Annotated in this window: 15 protein-coding genes and 1 tRNA gene; 2 read left to right on the top strand and 14 right to left on the bottom strand. The window is 65.2% G+C overall.

What is annotated here, in order from left to right:
- Nucleotides 1–95: 95 nt before the first annotated feature.
- The 10 genes from JL37_RS01515 to JL37_RS01470 form a co-directional block, all read right to left on the bottom strand.
- Complete coding sequence (locus JL37_RS01515) at nucleotides 96–944, bottom strand: MaoC/PaaZ C-terminal domain-containing protein (RefSeq protein WP_043541492.1); 849 nt, start codon at nucleotides 942–944, stop codon at nucleotides 96–98.
- 54 nt (nucleotides 945–998) lie between these two features.
- A complete protein-coding gene (locus JL37_RS01510; RefSeq protein ID WP_043541489.1) occupies nucleotides 999–1928 on the bottom strand; it encodes an SDR family oxidoreductase in 930 nt (309 codons plus the stop codon).
- Between the two features lie 65 nt (nucleotides 1929–1993).
- Nucleotides 1994–3022 (bottom strand): tripartite tricarboxylate transporter substrate binding protein, encoded by a 1029-nt coding sequence (locus tag JL37_RS01505; RefSeq protein ID WP_043541488.1) that lies wholly within the window; start codon nucleotides 3020–3022, stop codon nucleotides 1994–1996.
- Between the two features lie 42 nt (nucleotides 3023–3064).
- Nucleotides 3065–3277 (bottom strand): acetyl-CoA carboxylase biotin carboxyl carrier protein subunit, encoded by a 213-nt coding sequence (locus JL37_RS01500; RefSeq protein ID WP_043541486.1) that lies wholly within the window; start codon nucleotides 3275–3277, stop codon nucleotides 3065–3067.
- Complete coding sequence (locus JL37_RS01495) at nucleotides 3274–4641, bottom strand: acetyl/propionyl/methylcrotonyl-CoA carboxylase subunit alpha (protein WP_043541484.1); 1368 nt, start codon at nucleotides 4639–4641, stop codon at nucleotides 3274–3276. The genes JL37_RS01500 and JL37_RS01495 overlap by 4 nt, the downstream gene beginning before the upstream one ends.
- Nucleotides 4642–4651: 10 nt before the next feature.
- Complete coding sequence (locus JL37_RS01490; RefSeq protein WP_043541483.1) at nucleotides 4652–6196, bottom strand: acyl-CoA carboxylase subunit beta; 1545 nt, start codon at nucleotides 6194–6196, stop codon at nucleotides 4652–4654.
- Between the two features lie 33 nt (nucleotides 6197–6229).
- Nucleotides 6230–6898: a 3-oxoacid CoA-transferase subunit B gene (locus JL37_RS01485; protein WP_043541482.1), complete on the bottom strand. Its 669-nt coding sequence runs from the start codon at nucleotides 6896–6898 to the stop codon at nucleotides 6230–6232.
- Nucleotides 6888–7574, bottom strand: a complete 687-nt coding sequence (locus JL37_RS01480) for a 3-oxoacid CoA-transferase subunit A (protein WP_043541481.1) — start codon at nucleotides 7572–7574, stop codon at nucleotides 6888–6890. Before JL37_RS01480 ends, JL37_RS01485 begins: the two co-directional genes overlap by 11 nt.
- Before the next feature lie 30 nt (nucleotides 7575–7604).
- Nucleotides 7605–8777, bottom strand: coding sequence for a thiolase (locus tag JL37_RS01475; protein WP_043541480.1), 1173 nt, complete (start codon nucleotides 8775–8777; stop codon nucleotides 7605–7607).
- Complete coding sequence (locus tag JL37_RS01470; protein WP_043541534.1) at nucleotides 8774–9169, bottom strand: Zn-ribbon domain-containing OB-fold protein; 396 nt, start codon at nucleotides 9167–9169, stop codon at nucleotides 8774–8776. Before JL37_RS01470 ends, JL37_RS01475 begins: the two co-directional genes overlap by 4 nt.
- Nucleotides 9170–9314: 145 nt before the next feature.
- Here JL37_RS01470 and JL37_RS01465 point away from each other — a divergent pair, with 145 nt between their 5' ends.
- The gene (locus JL37_RS01465; RefSeq protein ID WP_043541479.1) at nucleotides 9315–10247 is read left to right on the top strand and encodes a LysR family transcriptional regulator; all 933 of its coding nucleotides are present in this window, start codon (nucleotides 9315–9317) and stop codon (nucleotides 10245–10247) included.
- A 54-nt stretch (nucleotides 10248–10301) separates the two neighbouring features.
- Here JL37_RS01465 and JL37_RS01460 read toward each other — a convergent pair whose 3' ends face one another.
- The gene (locus JL37_RS01460) at nucleotides 10302–10895 is read right to left on the bottom strand and encodes a YSC84-related protein (protein WP_043541478.1); all 594 of its coding nucleotides are present in this window, start codon (nucleotides 10893–10895) and stop codon (nucleotides 10302–10304) included.
- Between the two features lie 229 nt (nucleotides 10896–11124).
- Here JL37_RS01460 and JL37_RS01455 point away from each other — a divergent pair, with 229 nt between their 5' ends.
- Nucleotides 11125–13248, top strand: a complete 2124-nt coding sequence (locus JL37_RS01455) for a LamG-like jellyroll fold domain-containing protein (protein ID WP_043541477.1) — start codon at nucleotides 11125–11127, stop codon at nucleotides 13246–13248.
- 105 nt (nucleotides 13249–13353) lie between these two features.
- Here JL37_RS01455 and JL37_RS01450 read toward each other — a convergent pair whose 3' ends face one another.
- The 3 genes from JL37_RS01450 to rpoD all read right to left on the bottom strand — a co-directional run bounded on the left by JL37_RS01450 (nucleotide 13354) and on the right by rpoD (nucleotide 18100).
- The gene (locus JL37_RS01450) at nucleotides 13354–14937 is read right to left on the bottom strand and encodes a sensor domain-containing diguanylate cyclase (protein ID WP_043541476.1); all 1584 of its coding nucleotides are present in this window, start codon (nucleotides 14935–14937) and stop codon (nucleotides 13354–13356) included.
- An 808-nt stretch (nucleotides 14938–15745) separates the two neighbouring features.
- Nucleotides 15746–15824, bottom strand: a tRNA-Ile gene (locus JL37_RS01445).
- 8 nt (nucleotides 15825–15832) lie between these two features.
- The gene (gene rpoD / locus JL37_RS01440) at nucleotides 15833–18100 is read right to left on the bottom strand and encodes an RNA polymerase sigma factor RpoD (protein WP_043541475.1); all 2268 of its coding nucleotides are present in this window, start codon (nucleotides 18098–18100) and stop codon (nucleotides 15833–15835) included.
- Nucleotides 18101–18536: the final 436 nt, after the last annotated feature.

Genomic DNA, 18536 nt, shown 5'->3' with positions numbered 1-18536 from the left:
CCGCAATACGGGGAAAAAGGCTACGGACGAAAAAACGTTCACTCCGCCACCCGGTACACCAGCGCGGCTACCGCCTTTTATGGCGAACGCCTCGCTCACCCCACGCGCATCAGCCCATTGTCGATGACCACGGTCTCTCGTTCGACGACCCGCGCCCGGAAGGATCCGTCCCTCCAGACTTCCACCTGGAGCGTCTCGCCCGGAAAAACCGGGCCCGAAAACCGCAAGGAAAGCGAGCGCAGGGAGCCGCCCGCGTCCGGCAGCAGCTGCCGGGACACGGCATGGGCCACCATGCCGAAGGTGCACATGCCATGCAGGATGGGGCGGGGAAAACCCGCCGCCCGCGCGACCTCGGGGTCGCTATGCAGCGGGTTGTAGTCGCCGTTCAGCCGGTAGATCAGCGCCTGCTCGGGCCGGGTATTCAGCAGCACGCTCCAATGCGGCGCGCACGCCGGCATGGCATGCGCGGGACGCGCCTGTCGTCCGGCGCCAGGCATGCCGCCGTCGCCGCGCAGCACATGCGTCGCCGAGGTTCGCGCGATGAGCCGCCCCGAATCCGCTTCCGTCAGCGACTTCTCCGAGTACAGCAGCAGCCCCTTCTCGCCCTTGTCCACTACCTCGACGACGCGGGTCTTGCCTATCAGCTCGCCTGCGGGCGGCAGCGGATGGAAAAGCTCCATCCCCTGCTCGCCGTGCAGCAGCCTGACCGTATCGGCCCCGATCTCCGGCGCCTTCAGCCAGAAGCCCGGATACCCCAGCACCACGGCCATCCAGGGCAGAGCCTGCGGGTCGTGCTGCCTGCCCACGTATGCCAGGTCGTGGAGGTCCAGGGGATCCTGGCCCAGGCCGACCGACAACGCGTACAGCATCGTATCGCGCGCGGTGTACTGCTGCCGAACCTCCGGCAGCTCGTAGTTCAGCAGTTGCTCATGACTCAAGCGCATGGCGCCCTCCCTTCCTGTTGCCTGTAAATCGATTGCGCGGCAAGCGTCGCGGGATCAGATGGGATCCCAGCTCATCACATCGGGGGAGCGCTCAAGCGGATAGAAATGCTTCTGCATCGCAGGAATGGCGACCTCCGCGATGCGCTGCGGCGTCCAGCCTTCGCTGTAGTGCACGGAGCGCAACGGGCGCGGCTGGCTCATCAGCATGATCTCGTTGGCACGCACGGCGAATATCTGCCCGCTCACCTCGCGCGCCGCATCGCTGAGCAAATACACGGCCATCGGCGCGATCTTGCCCGCCTCCATCTTCTTGAGCTTTTCGACGCGGTCCCGCTGCTGCGGCGTGTCGGTGGGAATGGAGCTGGTCATGCGGCTCCAGGCGGACGGCGCGATGCAGTTGGAGCGCACGTTGTACCGGCCCATGTCCAGCGCGATCATCTTGGACAGGGCCACGATGCCCAGCTTGGCCGCGCCGTAGTTGGCCTGGCCGTAGTTGCCGATAAGCCCGGAGGTCGAGGTCATGTGGACCATCGCCCCGCCCTCCTGCTCGCGGAAGTGCGCGGCGGCCGACCGGCTGACGAAGAACGTGCCGTCCAGATGGACCGCGATCACCGAGCGCCACTCGTCTTCGCTCATTTTGTGGAACGAACGGTCGCGCAGATTACCCGCGTTATTGACCACGCCGTCGATGCGGCCGAATTCGTCCATGGCGCATTGGATGATGGCGTTGGCCGACGCGTGCGTTGCCACCGAATCGAAATTGGCGACCGCCGTGCCGCCGGCCGCGCGAATCTCGGCGACGACGCCGTCGGCCGGCGCCACGGGCGCTTCGTCAACGGAAAGGTTGTCGCCATTGAGCGCAACGCCGATGTCGTTGACCACCACCTTCGCGCCCTCCGCGGCCAGCTGCAACGCGATCTCCCGGCCGATGCCTCCGCCGGCGCCGGTCACCACCACCACTTTGCCTTCCATCATGCGTTCCATGCCTGAGTCTCCTGAGAGCCGGTCCGCCGGAATCCCCGACGGCCCCGGCTGCAAACATCGTTGTCTTACTCGGTCGTTACGTTGGCGCGGCGCACCACCTCGGCCCACTTCTTGCTCTCGCTGGCGATGAACGCCGCGAACTCGGCGGGCGAATCCGGCTGCGGCACCGCCCCCTGGTCCCGGATCTGCTTCTGCATGTCGGGCGTCCGGATGATGTCGACCACTTGCTTGTTGATTTCCGTGACGACGGCGTCGGGCGTCTTGGCGGGCGCCCACAGGCCGAACCACGAAACGACTTCGTAGCCGGGGACCCCGGCCTCCGCCACCGTCGGCACATCCGGAAGCTGCTCGCTGCGCTGGGCCGAGGTCACCGCCAGCACCTTCAGGCGGCCGGCCTTGATGTGCGGCAGCGCCGAGGGCAGATTGTCGAAAATCATCGATATCTGCCCGCCCAGCAAGTCGGTCACTGCGGGAGTGCTGCCTTTGTACGGAACGTGCACCATATCGACGCCGGTCATCATCTTGAAGGTCTCGCCCGACATGTGCAGCGTGCTTCCGTGACCGGACGAGCCGAAGGTGAGTTTGCCGGGATGGCTCTTGCCGTAGGCGACCAGCTCCTTGACGGTGTTGTACGGCGCATCCTTGGGCACCACCAGGGCGTTGGGCACCATGGCCGTGCGGGTGATCGGCGCGAAGTCCTTGATGGCGTCATAGGGCATGGATTTGTACAGGCTGGGATTGATGGCGTGCGTGCCGATCGTGCCCATCACCAGCGTGTAGCCGTCGGGCGCGGCGCGCGCCACCTGCGCGGTGCCGATGTTGCCGCCCGCCCCCGGCTTGTTTTCGACCACCACGGACACGCCCCAACGCTCGCCCAGGCGCTGGCCGATCACGCGCGCCAGGATGTCCGTCGTGCCGCCGGCGGAGAACGGAACGCTGATGGTGACCGGTTTGCTTGGATAGCCCTGCGCGCCTTGGGCCGCGGCCACGTTCGCGGTGCCCAAGAGGGCGGCCAGGCCCAGCGCCGCCCAGGCCTTCAGTGATTTGTTTCGCGCCTGGGATGCGGACGCGTCGCTATGGTTTGTATTGAACATTGTCTCCTCGCTCGTTGTCGGTTTTTCTTGGAGCGGCCCGCTTCAATCCAGCAATGCGAGCTCTTGCCCCTCTCCCACCTCGTCTCCGACCGCCACCAGGACCCTGGCGATACGGCCGTTTGCTTCACTTTCGACGGGAATCTCCATTTTCATGGACTCGACCTTGAACGCCTCGTCGCCCGTCGCGACTTGCGCGCCCTCTTCCACGCAACAAGCCACGATGCGGCCCGCCACGCTAGACACAATCTTCTTCATGCTCGCTCCTTCGATGCCTGTGTTGAGATCAATGCCTGCAGACCATCCACGGTCATGGCGCCCGCCCCGAACCGCTCGGACCGCAGCACCTGCAGGATCATCGGGATATTGGTCTTGATGCCTTCCACCCGCGTGGCATCCAGCGCGTCGATCAGAGCCCGCGTGGCGTCTTCGCGGGTATCGGCGTGCGCAATGATCTTCGCGACCATGGGATCGTAGTGGCTGGAAACCCGGTTGCCCGCCGCATAGCCGGTCTCTATCCGCAGGCCCGGCGCCGCGTCCGGCAGATCGAAGACTTTCAGCACGCCGGGCGACGGCAGGAAGCGCACCGGATCCTCCGCGCACACGCGCGCCTCGATGGCATGCCCCGCCAAAGCCGGCTTCCGCCCAACCACGGAGGACAGCGTCTCGCCCGCGGCCAGGCGGATCTGAGCCTGCACGATGTCCACGCCCGTGACCGCCTCGGAAATGGCATGCTCGACCTGCAGGCGGGTATTGACCTCCAGGAACGAAAAGCCGCTTTCTGGCGTATAGAGCATCTCCACGGTGCCGATGACGTCGTAGCCGATCTCGCCCAGAATCGCCGACAGCCTGCCCGCCATGTCCGCGACGGCCTTGCGGTCGATCGCGGGCGCGGGCGCCTCCTCGATCACCTTCTGGTAGCGGCGCTGCGTGGAGCAATCCCGCTCGAAGAGAGACAGCACGTTTCCGTAGCGGTCCGCCAGGAACTGGAATTCGATATGCCTGGGCGCCTTGATGAACCGTTCCAGATAAAGGGACGCGTCGCCGAACGCCTTTTCAGCCATGCCCCTGGCGCGTTCCCAGCAAGCCGGCAAGGACTGGGCGTCCTCGGCTGGGACCATGCCTATGCCGCCGCCTCCTCCCGCCGGTTTGATCAGGACCGGAAAACCCAGCGCCTCGGCCGCGCGGCAGACGGCGGCCATGTCGTCTCCCGGCAGAACGCCCGTGCTGCCGCCCGCAGGCAGCCCATGCCGCTGCATCAGCGCGCGCGCCGCGGCCTTGTTGCCCAGGGCGTCGATCCACTTGGCGGACGGCCCGATGAAGCAATGCCCGGCAGCCTCGACACGGCGGGCGAACTCCGCGTTCTCCGAAAGGAATCCATAGCCCGGGTGCAGCGCGTCGGCGCCGCAGCGCGCCATGACGCCGAGCAGCGCGTCCTGGTTGAGATAGCTGTCGCGGGCAGGGGCCGGACCGATGCAGACGCTTTCGTCGGCCTGCCGCACATAGGGCAGATCCGCGTCGGCCTCGGAATGCACCACGACGGACTGCAGGCCCAGCGCCTTCACGGCGCGCAGGACGCGCGCGGCGGCAGCCCCGCGGTTGGCGATCAGTATTTTCTTCATGGTTGGCGTCTCATGGCCGGAATCCGGTGTTCACCTGGCCCGGCTGGCGCAGCGGCGCGGCCAGGTTGGCAAACTCCACCAGCCGCGCGCGCGTGGCTGCCGGATCGATGATGTCCTCGATCACGAAGGCCTCGGCGCTGCGGAACGGCGACGTCAGGCTGCGCACCCTGGCTTCGATTTCCGCGCGCTTGGCCTCGGGGTCGCTGGACGCTTCGATCTCCGAGCGGTATGCCACTTCCAGGCCGCCCTCGATAGGCAGCGACCCCCACTGGGCCGAGGGCCAGGCATAACGGAAATTGAAGCGGCTGGAGTTCTGATGTCCGCCCGCGGCAACCCCGAAGGCGCGCCGCATGATGAGCGAGAACCACGGCACCGTCGATTGCGAAACAGCGGTCAGCGCGCGCACGCCGGCGCGCATCACGCCGTCCTTCTCCGCCTCCAGGCCAATCTGGAAACCCGCGATGTCCACCAGGTTCACGACCGGCAGATGGAAGGCCTCGGCCAAGTCCACCAGGCGGATGAATTTCTCGGCGGTATGCCGGTCCCAGCCGCCGCCGTAATGGTAGGGATTGCTGGCTGCGAACAGCACCGGCCACCCGTCGATCCGCGCCAGGCCGCCGACGATCGCCTTGCCCCAGTGCCGCCCGATCTCGAACAGGCTGCCGGGATCGAACAGGGTTTCCAGTATGGGCCTGATCTTGTAGACCTTGCGCGTGTCCTTGGGAATGGCCGTGCGCAGCCATTCCTGGTCCGCCGCGGCGGCGGGAATCGCGCCCCGCGGCGCCAGCTCGTATACCGAGGGCGGCAGATAGGACAGGAAGCGGCGGGCGGCGCGAAATGCGTCGTCCTCGGAATCCACCTCGTCGTCCACCACGCCGTTGCGCGTGTGGATGGCGCTTCCGCCCAGCTCGTTCTTGCTCAGATGCTGGCCGATCTTGGCCACCACTGGCGGCCCGGCGATGAACAGCTGCGACGTGTCCTTCACCATCACCGAATAATGACTGCCCGCAACCCGCGCCGCGCCCTGGCCCGCCACCGAGCCCAGCGCCAGCGACACCACCGGCACCTGGGTCAGGTTGCGCGCCACATAGGGCCAGATCTTCATCTTGGGCAGCAGAGCGTGCCCCATTTTCTCGATGTTCTTGACCGACCCGCCGCCGCCGGTGCCGTCGATCAGGCGCACCAGCGGGATGCGCAAGTCGTACGCCATCTGTTCGGCGAACATCATCTTGTCGCCGACGGCTCCATCGTTCGCCCCGCCCCGCACGGTGAAGTCGTCGCCCACCACCACGACGTTCTTACGGTCCAGCGTGGCGCGCCCCATGATCACGTTCGACGGCACCACGTTCGTGAGCCGGCCCTGCTCGTCGTACTCGCCGCTGCCCGCCAGCCCGCCCACTTCCAGGAAAGAACCTTCGTCGACCAGCCGTTCGACGCGCTGGCGGATGTCCAGTTTTCCCGCGTCGTGCTGGCGCTTTATCTTTTCCGGACCGCCCATGCGCAGGGAATACTCCCTGCGGCGCTCCAACTCTTCCAACTCATGAGTCCAACTCATTACCGCCTCCAATAGCGGCGCCCGCCTGTCGGCTCAGGGCGCCAATTCGATCCATGCATCGTCCAGCGTCAAGGCCACGGCGGTCCGCTCCTGCAGCGCGGCGAAATCCAGCCCCCGCGCCATCGCCTTCACGCGCAGGCCGTCCGGCGTCACGTCGATGATGGCCAGGTCGCTGTAGATCCGGTCGACCACGGCCTTGCCGGTAAGCGGATAAGTGCATTGCGGCACGATCTTCGGCCGGCCGTCCCGGTCCACGTGCTGCATCATCACGAAGATGCGCTTGGCGCCCGCCACCAGGTCCATGGCGCCGCCCACCGCGGGAATCGAGTCCTCGCGCCCGGTATCCCAGTTGGCCAGGTCGCCGTCGGCCGAGACCTGGAACGCGCCCAGTACGGTCAGGTCGATATGGCCGCCCCGCATCATGGAAAACGACACGACGTGGTCGGTGATGGACGCTCCCACATCCAGGGCCACCGGGTCCTTGCTGGCGTTGAGCAGGTCTCCGTCGATTTCCTGGCCCGGCGCCAGGCCTCGCATGCCCAGGATGCCGTTCTCGCTGTGCAGGACGACACCGGCCTCCGGCGACAGGTAGTCCGCCACCAGGGTCGGCATGCCGATGCCCAAGTTGACGTAGGATGCCGGCGGAATGTCGGCGGCGACGATCTGCGCCATGCGTTCGCGCGATAAGGTTTCAATTGGCATTGCGGCACTCGACGAGGCGTTGCACGAAGATTCCCGGCGTCATCACATGCTCGGGCGCCAGGGTTCCCAAAGGCACGATCTCATCGACCTGGGCGACGGCTAGCCGGGCGGCCATGCACATCACGGGCCCAAAATTGCGGCTGGCGTAGCGGTAGGTCAGGTTGCCCGCGCTATCGCCGCACTGTGCCTTCACGAACGCGACGTCGCCAGGCAAGGGATCTTCCAGCACGTAACCGCGGCCATTGATGCTGCGGGTTTCCTTGCCCTCCGCCAGGCGGGTGCCATAGGCGGTGGGCGTAAAGAAGGGGCCGATCCCCGCGCCGGCCGCGCGCAGGCGCTCGGCCAGCGTGCCTTGCGGCACGACCTCGAGCTCGATCCGGCCCGCCGCATACCACTCCCCGAACGCGGCGGCGTTCGGCTTTTTGGGATTCGACGAGCGGGCGAAGGAACAGATCACCTTGCGGACCCGTCCGGCGCGGATCAGCTGGCTCAAACCCTGCTCTCCGTTGCCCGCGTTGTTGTTGACGATGGTCAGTTCGCGCGCGCCCGTCTCAAGCAGCGCCTGCAGCAGTTCCGTCGGCACGCCCGACGCTCCGAAGCCGCCGATCAGCAGCGTGGCGCCGTCGGCCACCCCCGCGACCGCCGCCTCCAGGGACGGCACGATTTTGTTCAACATGGATTTCCCCAAGCAATGGATCGTTGGCCGCTACAGCGCGTCCCGGGTACCGAGGATGGCGGTGGACTGGCTGGACAAGGTTCCGCCGTTGCCGTGCACCAGCGCCAGGGCCGGATCCTTGACTTGCCGCGCGCCGCACTCGCCGCGCAGCTGCCGCACCGCCTCTACCATCAGGAACACCCCATACATGCCCGGATGCACGCAAGACAGCCCGCCTCCGTTGGTATTGACGGCCAGGCGTCCGCCCGGCGCGATCGCGCCATCATCGACGAAGGCCCCGCCCTCGCCCTTGCCGCAGAAGCCCAGGTCCTCCAGGAACAAGATCGTGTTGATCGTGAAGGCGTCATACAGCATGGCCAGGTCCATGTCCTTCGCGCCCACGCCGGCCATTTCGTAGCAGCGCCTGCCCGATTCCAATGCGGCGGTCACCGTCAGGTCGTGCATGGACGACACCTGGCGGTTCCACACCGCGGTGGCGTTACCCAGCACGTACACCGGCTGCTTGGCACAGTCCCGCGCCCGGTCCGACCGGGTCATGACGAACGCGCCCGCGCCATCGCTCACCATGCAGCAATCGCGAACCGTGAACGGAGCGCAGACCGGGCGCGCGCCCGCCACGTCTTCCAGCGAAAGCGGATCCCTCATGGTGGCTTCGGGGTTCAGCTGCGCCCATTTGCGAGCCGCCACGGCCACCTCCGACAGCTGCTTGCGCGTCGTGCCGTACTGATGCATGTGGCGGCTTGCCGCCAGCGCGTAGGCCGCCGCCGGCATGGGCGGGTCATACGGCGTTTCGTAGGGCTGCGGATCCAGGACCTTCCGCACCCGGGTCAGATCGGCGCGGTTGAACTTGGCGGTGCGCTGCGTGCTGCCGTAGCACACCAGCACGGCGTTGCATTGCCCGGACGCCAGCGCATGCATCGCCGGCAGCAAATGCGCAACATAGCTGGACCCGCCGATCATGGTGCTGTCCAGGAAGGTGGGACGGATGCCGAGATACTCGGCGACCGACATGCCCCACATGGTCGACAGGGAACTGCAGGTGGTGATCCCGTCGATGTCCCTGAGGCTAAGGCCGGCGTCGGCGATCGCGGCCATCGCCGCCTGCGTGAGAATCTCCTGCTCGGTGTAGCCCTGGGCCTGTCCCAGCCCGGCCTGCCCCACCCCGACGATGGCCGCGCGGCCCCGCAAGTCGCGCAGCGTCATGCCAGCTCCTCCGATGGTTCGAAAACGACTTGGGCGACGTCGCCCACCATTGCGATGCGGGCCGCCACCCGCATGCCGATCCGCACCTGGTCAGGCGCAAGCGACCGGACCTGGCTCATCATCCGCACGCCTTCCTGAAGGTCGACTAGGCACACGTTGTAGTCGCCGCCCTGCTCGGGCTTGCGGTATACGGTGGTGGTGGCGTAGACCACGCCCTTGCCCGAGGGAGCAAACCAGTCCAATGCAGTGCCGCCGCAATGCGGGCACACGCAGCGCGGATAGAAAACAGCCTGATTGCAAGCCGTGCAGCGTTGGATCTCGAACCGGCCCGAAGCCAGCCCGTCCAGGTAAACCTGCTCGGGCCCGGCCTCCGCCCTCGCATTGCTCCGCATCTCCACCCTCTTCTCCTGTTGTGTCCAGCACTGCGGGCCAGTGTAGGGATGCGGATTCCGGAGATAAACGGATCCTAGGGCAAATCACCTTTAACTTTCAGCGACGGAATCGCTAAGATGGCGTGGACTCCCAAGCCCGATCGCCATGTACATACTGATTGACCATCTGAAGCATGTCCTCAATTTCGTGCGCGTCGCGGACAGCGGCAGCTTCACCGCCGCCGCGCATCGGCTCGGCGTATCGCCGGCCGCCGTCAGCAAGAGCGTTACCTTGCTGGAGGGCAAGCTTGGGGTGAAGCTGCTGAACCGCACCACCCGCAGCCTGTCGCTGACCGACGATGGCGAGCTCCTGCTGCAGCGCTGCCGCCTCATCCTGCTGGAGGTCGAAGCCACCGAAGCCGAGGTAACGGGCGCCAGCCTGACGCCCCGCGGCAAGCTGCGCGTGCATGCCCCCGTCGGCATGGGAAGAAAGGTCATCATGCCCGCCCTGCTGTCCTTGACGGCGCGCTATCCGGGCCTGTCGATCAACTCGGATTTCAGCGACCGCGTTCCCAACCTGGCCGAAGAAGGGCTGGACGCCACCATCAGGATCGGCGTCACCGCGGACTCGCGGGTAATCGCCAAGACCCTTTCGCGGCTGCGCTATGTCACCTGCGCAAGCCCCGCGTATCTCGCGGCCCATGGCACGCCGGCCACGCCCGCCGACCTCGAACGGCACAACTGCCTGGCCTACGTCCAATGGCAGACCGGCCGCTACCACGAATGGGATTTCCAGAAAGGGGAAGAGCGCTACACGATCACGCCCGGCGGCAACCTGAACGTGAACCATCCCGAGGCCATCCTGGACGCCGTGGTGGCCGGCGCGGGCATCGCGCGCATGGCCAGCTTCATCGCGGAGTCCGCCGTCCTGGACGGACGCCTCCAGCTCATCCTGACGGACTGGATCGCGCCGGGCACGCCCGTGCAGCTGGTCTACCTGCCCAACCGCCATCTATCGCCGCGCATCCGCGCGTTCGTCGATGCGATGACCGAGGCCTTGCCGCCCAAGCTGCCTTGGGAAACGGCCATGGGCCTGTAGAAATGCCTGGGGCGCCCCGATGGGCGCCCCAACGTCACCAATCCGCGCGGCCGGCTACAGGAGCAGCGGCGAGATCTTGCTGCCGTCCACCGACACGCCGGCCATGAGGCCGCCATTGTTCAGAATGAAGCCGACGATGGGCTGCTGCGCGGTGTTCGTGTCGATGCTGCCGTTGACGCCTACATTGGCCACGGCGACGGTGGCGTCCGCTCCCACCGTCCAGCCGCTGCTTTTACGGAACTGGGCCAGCGCTCCGTCCGTCATGAACAGAAGCACCATGGCCTTGGACTGAGCGCCGGCCTGCAACCCGATGGAGCCCCCGGTGACGCTGTAATAGCCGCTGTCCGCACCTTCCACGCGCAGCACGCCCGTTCCGTGCTGGGCGCCCACGATGAAGCTCGCGCTCAGCACGGCGGGAAACACCAGCACGCCGCGCGCCTGCTCCACCAACTGCTTGGCCTGCGGCGAGGATTCATAGAGCTTGGAGAGCGTGGCGTTGGCCGCGGCGTCCAGTTCCTGCTTTTTCTCGGCGGCCGTGGCCGTCGATCGGGTGGTGGTGGTCGTGCATCCCGCGAACAGCAGGCTGGCGACTCCAAGCACTGCAGCGGCCGCTCCGGCCCGGCGCAGCTTCGTAAACCTGTCAAGCATGTAGCGCTCCTTTCTTGTTATCTATCCTGGCCGCCCCGGCAAGCCGGGCGGGTGCTGCAATCCTACCCGCTTTTCGGCGCCGTACGGTTTCACCGGGCCTGCACTCGCGCCCGATCCCGAGACAGACCTGCGCGCCCATGTGGAGGATTGCGCTCCCGCGCCTGTCATTGCTGCGTCACCGGCGCCAACTATAAAGCAGGCCCCCGAGTCCAATCAGGATGTTTTTGTAATGTCGAAGTTTGATGAAGCCAAGGGCTTGCCGACCGCAGCCGCCCCGAGCGCGCCCACGCGCCGCACCTTCCTGCGTGGCGGCCTGGCTGTGGCCCTGATTCCTGGCGCCGGCCTGCTGACCGCATGCGGTGGCGGAGACGACGATGATGATGACGCCCCCGTCACGGGCGAAACGCCCCAGGAGCCCGGCCCCGCCGAAGATACAAGCAAGGGCTCCCGCTTTGCATTGGCTGTGCTGCCCGACACGCAGTTCTACTCCCGCTATGCCACCCAGGCGGAGAACAGCCAGTACAGCCGGAAGTTCGGCAGCGAGCCCTTCATGGCCCAGACATACTGGATCGCCGCCAATGCCGCCGCGCTGAACATTCCATTCGTGGCGCATCTGGGCGACGTGGTGGACCAGGCGAGCAAGCCGGATCAGTGGAAGGTCGCCGACCAGGCCATGCGGGTCCTGGAAACGGCCAAGGTTCCCTACTCGGTCCTTGCCGGCAACCACGACGTGCTTCAATCGCTCGAATACGTGGACTCCTCCAGCCAGTCCAGCGGAACCGACGCCCAGCGCAACCTTAGCAACGAACCCTATCTGCAATGGTTCAACGCCTCGCGCGCCAAGCGCATGTCGACCTTCGGCGGCCGGGACGCCAGCGGCTTCCACGAGTACCACGTCTTCGAGGCGGAAGGACAGAAGTTCATGGTCCTGTCGCTCTCCTGGCGCATCTCGGACGACGGCATCGCCTGGGCGCGCCGCATCATCAGCGAAAACCCCGGCCTGCCCGTCATCCTCACCAACCACCAGCTTCTCAATATCGACCGCGATGGCGTCAGCCCGCTGGACACCGAATACGGCAACATGCTGTGGGAGCGCCTGATCCGGGACAACGACCAGATCTTCCTGACACTCAACGGCCATCACCATGGCGCCGCCCACAGGACGCGCACCAACGACTTCGGAAACAAGGTCGAGCTGATGGTCGTGGATTATCAGATGGCCTACCAGGGCGGAAACGGCCTGATGCGCCTGTACGAGTTCGATCTCACCCACAACAAGATCCATGTCCTGTCGTTCTCGCCCTGGGTCGTGCAGAAGCCACGCGACACCCTGACCCAGTTCGACCAGGCCGTATTGAAGACGCCGAACGAACAGTTCTCCATCGATATGGACTTTGCTTCGCGCTTCTCGGGCTTCAACAAGAAATTCGGGCCCGGCGCCGAATTGAGGACATCGCTGGTCGACGCCGCCAGCGCGATGATTCTTGCCGGCTATACGGAACCCGAAGTGGAGGCTTCCCGCGCTCCCGCGGATACCGAGGATTATCCGAGGGTAGGCAGCACCGTGGCGCACTGGCGTTTCGTAGGCGGCGCGGCCGGACAGGCCGTTGCCGCGGGCCATGTCATCGAAGACCGCGCCGGCATGAACCCGTTGCGCCGCGCCGCCCTGAACTCTGAAACCGGCGTGCAGACGGCGCAGCTGGGCGACCTGCTCTGGACCGACGACAAGCATTTCCTGTCGGCCGCCCCCGGCTCGGTGCGCTTTGCCAACACCGACAAGAATGCCAAGCGTCTCAGCTACTTCCTGACCGACGCCGCCGCGCCGCTCAACGCCATGGACTTCGCGGGCACGGGCTACACGGTAGAGGCGTTCGTGAAGATCGACAAGGACTGGAGCTCCAGCCTGCATGCCTGGATGAACATCATGACGCGCGATGGCCGGCGCGACGCCATCCCGGGCTACTCCGGCGGCGACGGCGAATCGCCGCCCCTGCTGTTCGCGGTGTCCAGCCTCCGCGAGATCCAGTGGGAGGTGGTCACTCCGCAGGCCGGAACCCGCTCTCCCCAGGCCAGCTGGTCGGGCGAGATCATGGCCGACAGCTGGGTGCATATCGCGCTCGTCGCCGATCCGGTGGCGCAGGAAAGCATCATGTATATCGAAGGCGCGCCCGTCCTGCGGAATTCCGGCAACGCCTCGGGCCTGGCTCCGGTAGCGGCCGCCATGCCGTGGGTCGTCGGCGCTGGCTCCTGGGACGGAGAACGCACCGACGGGTTCTTCGGCAATATTGGCGAAATACGGATCGCAAGCGAACCGCTGCCGTCCAGCAAGTGGTTGACCGCCCGCCGCAATTAGCGCGCGTCCAACGAAGCGAGCAACAGCCGCCCTTGATGGCGGCTGTTGCCCTGGCCCCTCCCGCGCCCGCCCTCTTCCCCGCCTTTCGGCAGGCGGGCGCGCACGCTATGCCATCTGCATCGCCCGCCTTGCCTGCTTGTCGGCATACATGAGCTGATCGGCGTCCTTGAGCACGGTTTCCAGTGAGCTGGCGGCCGGATCGGCGCTCACGATGCCGAAGCTCGCGCCTTGATAGTGAAAACTGCACTCGTCAAAGGTATACGTGCCGCTCAGCAGCGGCGCGAGCCGCTTGCGCATCGCTTCGACAATTTCGTCCGGATCATTGGCGCTGGACGATGCCACCAACCCGACTACGACGAACTCGTCTCCGCCCCATCGGCCCAGGATATCGCCTGCCCGCAGGCCGGCCGCCAGGCGCCGGCCCACCTCGATCAAGAATTTGTCGCCCACGTCGTGCCCGTAGGTATCGTTGATCGCCTTGAACCCATCCAGGTCGATAAACGCGACCAACACGGACCGCTGCGTCCGCTTCGCCGGGGAAAAATAGCGGTCCAGCTCGGCCAGGACAGCCCGCCGGTTCAGCAAGCCGGTCAATGCGTCATGGTTCGCCGCGTGCCGTTCGTCCTGGCGGCGCATCACCAGTTGCCCCATCGCGTGGCTGGAAAGAAAGATCAGGACCAGGCCCAACATGGCCACCAGCGCGGCCGCCAGAATGTGCTGCCTGCGCATCGGAGCCACTTCGTCCAAAGAGGCGAGCGCAAGCAACTGATACTGGGAATTCGACAGCGGCTGGCGCCGCACCAGATACGGCTTGCCGTCGATCAACCATTGATCCGCGTGGCTGGAATCCGCAATAGCGCGCACATCCATCGGATCACCCGGATCTTCGTCTCCATCCGAAGGCAGTACCGTATCTGGCGGCAGAAGCGCCGCCACATTGCGCAGCATGAAGGGCGCGGAAGAGGCCGTCGTTACTCGCCCCTGGCGATTCACGACCAATGCGATATGCCGCCCGGCCAGATATAGCGCGACATCTGGCGCATCGAACTTGACGGTTACCGAGCCTTGCGGCACATCGTCCGCATCCTCGATACGGCTGGCCACGAAATAGGATGGGCTCTTGTTGAGACGGGCGATGCCGAAGTAGCTGCCGTTGCCGTTTTGCAATGCGTCGGTAAGGTAAGCCCGGCCCGAGTAGATCATGCCCACGATGCTGTCGTCCTCGGCCCAGTTGCTGGCCGTCACCGTATCGTCGGACATATTGTTCATGTAAATACGGGCGTATCGCAGATCGGTGGCCAGCAGGTTCATGAAGTCGCCGACTTTGCGCACCAACGGGTCGCGCGTGAACAGTTCGGCCCTCTCTTCCCGAGTCAGCTCGGCGGCGCCGGGAGGATCGGTGCGGTATCGAACGGCAAGCTGGATCACCTGGCCCTGGCGCGCCACCATGTTCGCCACGCTCACCATCTCGGTAAACAAGCGGTCCATGACGCGCGCCGTGATTTTGGCCTCGTATTCGGCACTGGCCGCCAGGCTGCTCAGCCGTGATGCCACGACCTCCTGGGACAGCCATCGAGCAAGGCCGGCCACCAGCACCAACCAAGCCACCGCCAGGCCTAGCGTCGCCCGACGCGCAATGGACCACGCTTGCCGTCCCCGTCGGCCCTGCCGCGGCAAATCGTCGCTCACTCCATCCCCTGGCACAAGACAATTCCTTTAGCGATCATGGGCCCTGACGGCCATTCCGCGCCGCGCAAGCTCCGGCCGGCCGAACAGGCGCAGCGGATGCGCCCGCGGCGCTGCGCCCTATTTCCATTATGCGCAGTTTATTTCAAATAATTCCTGGCGTGTGGCGGCCCAAATGCGAGGGGCGCAAAGAAAAGCCGCCCGATATCACCGAGCGGCCTGGATCGGGTGCGACACGTCAGCGCGCGCTGGAACCCGGCGTGCTCTATCTGGCGGCATCCCGCGCAAGCGCGGCGGCCGGCTGCGCGTCCTCCGGCCCGGCCCCTTGGTAGGGCTCCAGCCTGAAGCCCATATTGAACCCCAGGCTATCAAACGGAAGCACCCACTTGGTCTCGCAGGTCATGCATTGATAGTGCTCCTGATAGCCAGACGGGAGCACTCGCCCCAGCACCCTTTGCAAGGATGCATGGAGCCGTGATTTTGGAGTGCACTCGCAAATCTCGAGGCATGCGGGACAAAGCTTCGAACTTGGAACGTTGAACCTGATGATTTGATTCATGTGTGGCGTCGCGGGATATCCTGATGCCACTCTATGACGATTCGCCCCGAGACAATCATCGTTTGGTCCGATAGTTTGTATTGGCTGGTCGGGCACTGATTGGATGCGCGACACCGCGCGAGAATGCGTCGAGCTCGCATGCGCGAATGGCCGCGCACGCCGAAACGGTCACGTTTTGGTCACAGCAGACGCCGAAAAAGAAACAGCCGCCATTGCTGGCGGCTGTAGGTGCCTGAATTAACAGGACTTTCTTGGTAGGCCCCCCGAGAGTCGAACTCGGCACCAACGGATTATGAGTCCGCTGCTCTAACCAGGCATGAGCTAGAGGCCCAGGAAAACTTACTGCCCTTCCAGGAAGCTCTTCAGCTTGTCGGCCCGGCTGGGGTGACGCAGCTTGCGCAACGCCTTCGCCTCTATTTGGCGGATGCGTTCGCGCGTGACGTCGAACTGCTTGCCCACTTCTTCCAAGGTCTGGTCGGTGCTCATCTCGATACCGAAACGCATGCGCAGAACCTTGGCTTCACGCGGGGTGAGAGAGTCTAGCACTTCCTTGACCACATCGCGCATCGAACCGTGCAACGCCGCATCCGAAGGCGCCAGCGTGGACGTGTCTTCGATGAAATCGCCCAGGTGCGAGTCGTCGTCGTCGCCGATGGGCGTTTCCATGGAGATCGGTTCCTTGGCGATCTTCAGGATCTTGCGGATCTTGTCTTCCGGCATGTCCATCTTCTGCGCCAGGGTCGCGGGATCCGGCTCGGCGCCGGTTTCCTGCAGGATCTGGCGGCTGATCCGGTTCATCTTGTTGATCGTTTCGATCATGTGGACCGGGATACGGATGGTGCGCGCCTGGTCGGCGATGGAACGGGTGATGGCCTGGCGGATCCACCACGTCGCGTAAGTCGAGAACTTGTAGCCGCGGCGGTACTCGAACTTGTCCACGGCCTTCATCAGGCCGATGTTGCCTTCCTGGATCAGGTCCAGGAACTGCAGGCCGCGGTTCGTGTACTTCTTGGCGATGGAAATCACCAGGCGCAGGTTGGCCTCGGTCATTTCACGCTTGGCCTTGCGGGCCTTGGCTTCGCCGGTGGCCATGCGCTTGTTGACGTCCTTCAGGTCCTTCAGTGGCAGCACGACGCGCGTTTGCAGGTCGATGAGCTTCTGCTGCAGTTCCTGCACGGCGGGGATCTGGCGCTCCAGCGTTTCCGCGTACGGATGGCCGGCGGCCACTTCGTCCACGACCCACTGCAGGTTCGTCTCGTTGCCCGGGAAGACCTTGATGAAGTGCGTGCGCGGCATGCCGGCACGGTCCACACACGTATGCAGGACGGCGCGCTCGAGCTGGCGCACTTCCTCGACCTGCTGGCGCAGCGTGTCGGCCAGCTTCTCGACCATCTTGGCGGTGAAGCGGATGCCCATCAGTTCGTTCTGGATGGACTCCTGGGCGCGCACGTAGATGTCCGACTTGTAGCCGTCCTTTTCGTAGGACTGGCGCATCTTGTCGAACTGCTTGCCGACTTCGTCGAACTTGGCCAGGGCCTTGACGCGCAGGTCTTCCAGTTGCTTGCTGGACATGCCGCCGGCGGGGCCGTCGTCGCTTTCGTCTTCGTCCGCGGTCACGCCGGCGCCGGCGTATTCCTCGCCGTCTTCCGGATCGACCAGGCCGTCAACCACTTCGTCGATCTGCGCCTGGCCTTCGCGCACGCGCAGGATATGGGCCAGGATCTCGTTGATCGTGGTCGGGCAGGCCGAAATGGCCATGACCATGTGCTTCAGGCCGTCTTCGATGCGCTTGGCGATTTCGATTTCGCCTTCGCGCGTCAGCAGTTCCACCGAACCCATTTCGCGCATGTACATGCGGACGGGGTCGGTGGTGCGGCCGAAGTCGGAATCCACGGTGGTCAGCGCGGCCTCGGCTTCGTCTTCGACGTCGTCGTCATTGGACGCGACCGGCGCGTTCTCGCTCATCAGCAGCGTTTCGGCGTCGGGGGCCTGGTCGTAGACCGCGATGCCCATGTCGCTGAAGGTGCTGATGATGCCGTCGATCGCTTCCGCGTCGACCAGGTCGTCGGGCAGGTGATCGTTGATTTCGCCGTACGTCAGGTAGCCGCGGTCCTTGCCCAGCTTGATCAGCTGCTTCAGGCGGTTGCGGCGGGCTTCGTATTCTTCCGGGCTCACGGGGCCGCGGGCGATCAGGTCCTTGGGGTCGGCCTTGCCGCGCTTGCCGCCGCGCTTCGGCGGCTTCAGGTCGGGCAGGACTTCGCCTTCGCCGTCCATCGTATCGTCGAAACCGTCGGAATCGTTGTTGGCGTTCTTCGCGGGACGACCCGGGCGGCGGCCGCTGGGCGCCGGGCGCGCGCTGCCGACCAGGTCGGCCAGCTTGTCTTCGGCCTTCTTGGCGCGAGCCTTCGTCACCTTTTCTGGCTTGTCAGCCCCGGCAGCAGTCTTGGCCGCCTTCTTGGCGGCCGTCTTGGCAGCGGGCTTGGCGACCTTCACCGCCGTCTTGGCGGGTGCTTTTTCCGCCGCCATGCTTACCGTGCGCTTGGCCTTCTTGGCCTCGGTTTCGGTCGCATCAATTGCAGAGGAGGATTTGCCGGTGGATTTGGTCATAGTCGCTTCCGTGGTCGTCGCAACCCGATTGGGCATGTTGCACCGCATTAAGCCACCCCGGGCGGTTGCCCAGCGCGGCGGTACTACGGGTAAAACTGGTGAATCGGCAGAGACCACGCGCCTGCGTTGTTCGCAGCGCCGGCTCTTTCGAGCCCGCCTTGCGCCGTTTGCGGTTCATTACCGTCGTGGCGTCTGGCGTGCGTGGCCTCATTCCTCGGCGGATCCCGGGCGCTGGGGGGGCTGCCTGCCTATAAATAGGCGTTGCTTGCTTATAGGGCCATTGCCCCAAGCAGCTCAGTAGACACAGCACCCAAACCACTAACGCTACGCGGAAAAAACCGCCGCCGAACTTGCCTGATTCACCGCTCAGCTATATTAATTAACTATGTAACAAATTTGACGCACGCATCCGCTTTTTATTTCGCGATTTCGCTTG

Origin of the sequence: Achromobacter sp. RTa, assembly GCF_000757485.1 — a bacterium.
In the GTDB taxonomy this organism is placed as follows: Bacteria; Pseudomonadota; Gammaproteobacteria; order Burkholderiales; family Burkholderiaceae_B; genus Achromobacter.
The sequence above is the reverse complement of the archived record's forward strand: the minus strand, read 5'-3'. Positions and strand labels throughout refer to the sequence as shown.

What these genes read in the sequence shown, in the direction of transcription:
- JL37_RS01515 (WP_043541492.1), bottom strand. Translation starts at nt 944, where the DNA reads ATGCGCTTGAGTCATGAGCAACTGCTGAACTACGAGCTGCCGGAGGTT.
- JL37_RS01510 (WP_043541489.1), bottom strand. Translation starts at nt 1,928, where the DNA reads ATGGAACGCATGATGGAAGGCAAAGTGGTGGTGGTGACCGGCGCCGGC.
- JL37_RS01505 (WP_043541488.1), bottom strand. Translation starts at nt 3,022, where the DNA reads ATGTTCAATACAAACCATAGCGACGCGTCCGCATCCCAGGCGCGAAAC.
- JL37_RS01500 (WP_043541486.1), bottom strand. Translation starts at nt 3,277, where the DNA reads ATGAAGAAGATTGTGTCTAGCGTGGCGGGCCGCATCGTGGCTTGTTGC.
- JL37_RS01495 (WP_043541484.1), bottom strand. Translation starts at nt 4,641, where the DNA reads ATGAAGAAAATACTGATCGCCAACCGCGGGGCTGCCGCCGCGCGCGTC.
- JL37_RS01490 (WP_043541483.1), bottom strand. Translation starts at nt 6,196, where the DNA reads ATGAGTTGGACTCATGAGTTGGAAGAGTTGGAGCGCCGCAGGGAGTAT.
- JL37_RS01485 (WP_043541482.1), bottom strand. Translation starts at nt 6,898, where the DNA reads ATGCCAATTGAAACCTTATCGCGCGAACGCATGGCGCAGATCGTCGCC.
- JL37_RS01480 (WP_043541481.1), bottom strand. Translation starts at nt 7,574, where the DNA reads ATGTTGAACAAAATCGTGCCGTCCCTGGAGGCGGCGGTCGCGGGGGTG.
- JL37_RS01475 (WP_043541480.1), bottom strand. Translation starts at nt 8,777, where the DNA reads ATGACGCTGCGCGACTTGCGGGGCCGCGCGGCCATCGTCGGGGTGGGG.
- JL37_RS01470 (WP_043541534.1), bottom strand. Translation starts at nt 9,169, where the DNA reads ATGCGGAGCAATGCGAGGGCGGAGGCCGGGCCCGAGCAGGTTTACCTG.
- JL37_RS01465 (WP_043541479.1), top strand. Translation starts at nt 9,315, where the DNA reads ATGTACATACTGATTGACCATCTGAAGCATGTCCTCAATTTCGTGCGC.
- JL37_RS01460 (WP_043541478.1), bottom strand. Translation starts at nt 10,895, where the DNA reads ATGCTTGACAGGTTTACGAAGCTGCGCCGGGCCGGAGCGGCCGCTGCA.
- JL37_RS01455 (WP_043541477.1), top strand. Translation starts at nt 11,125, where the DNA reads ATGTCGAAGTTTGATGAAGCCAAGGGCTTGCCGACCGCAGCCGCCCCG.
- rpoD (WP_043541475.1), bottom strand. Translation starts at nt 18,100, where the DNA reads ATGACCAAATCCACCGGCAAATCCTCCTCTGCAATTGATGCGACCGAA.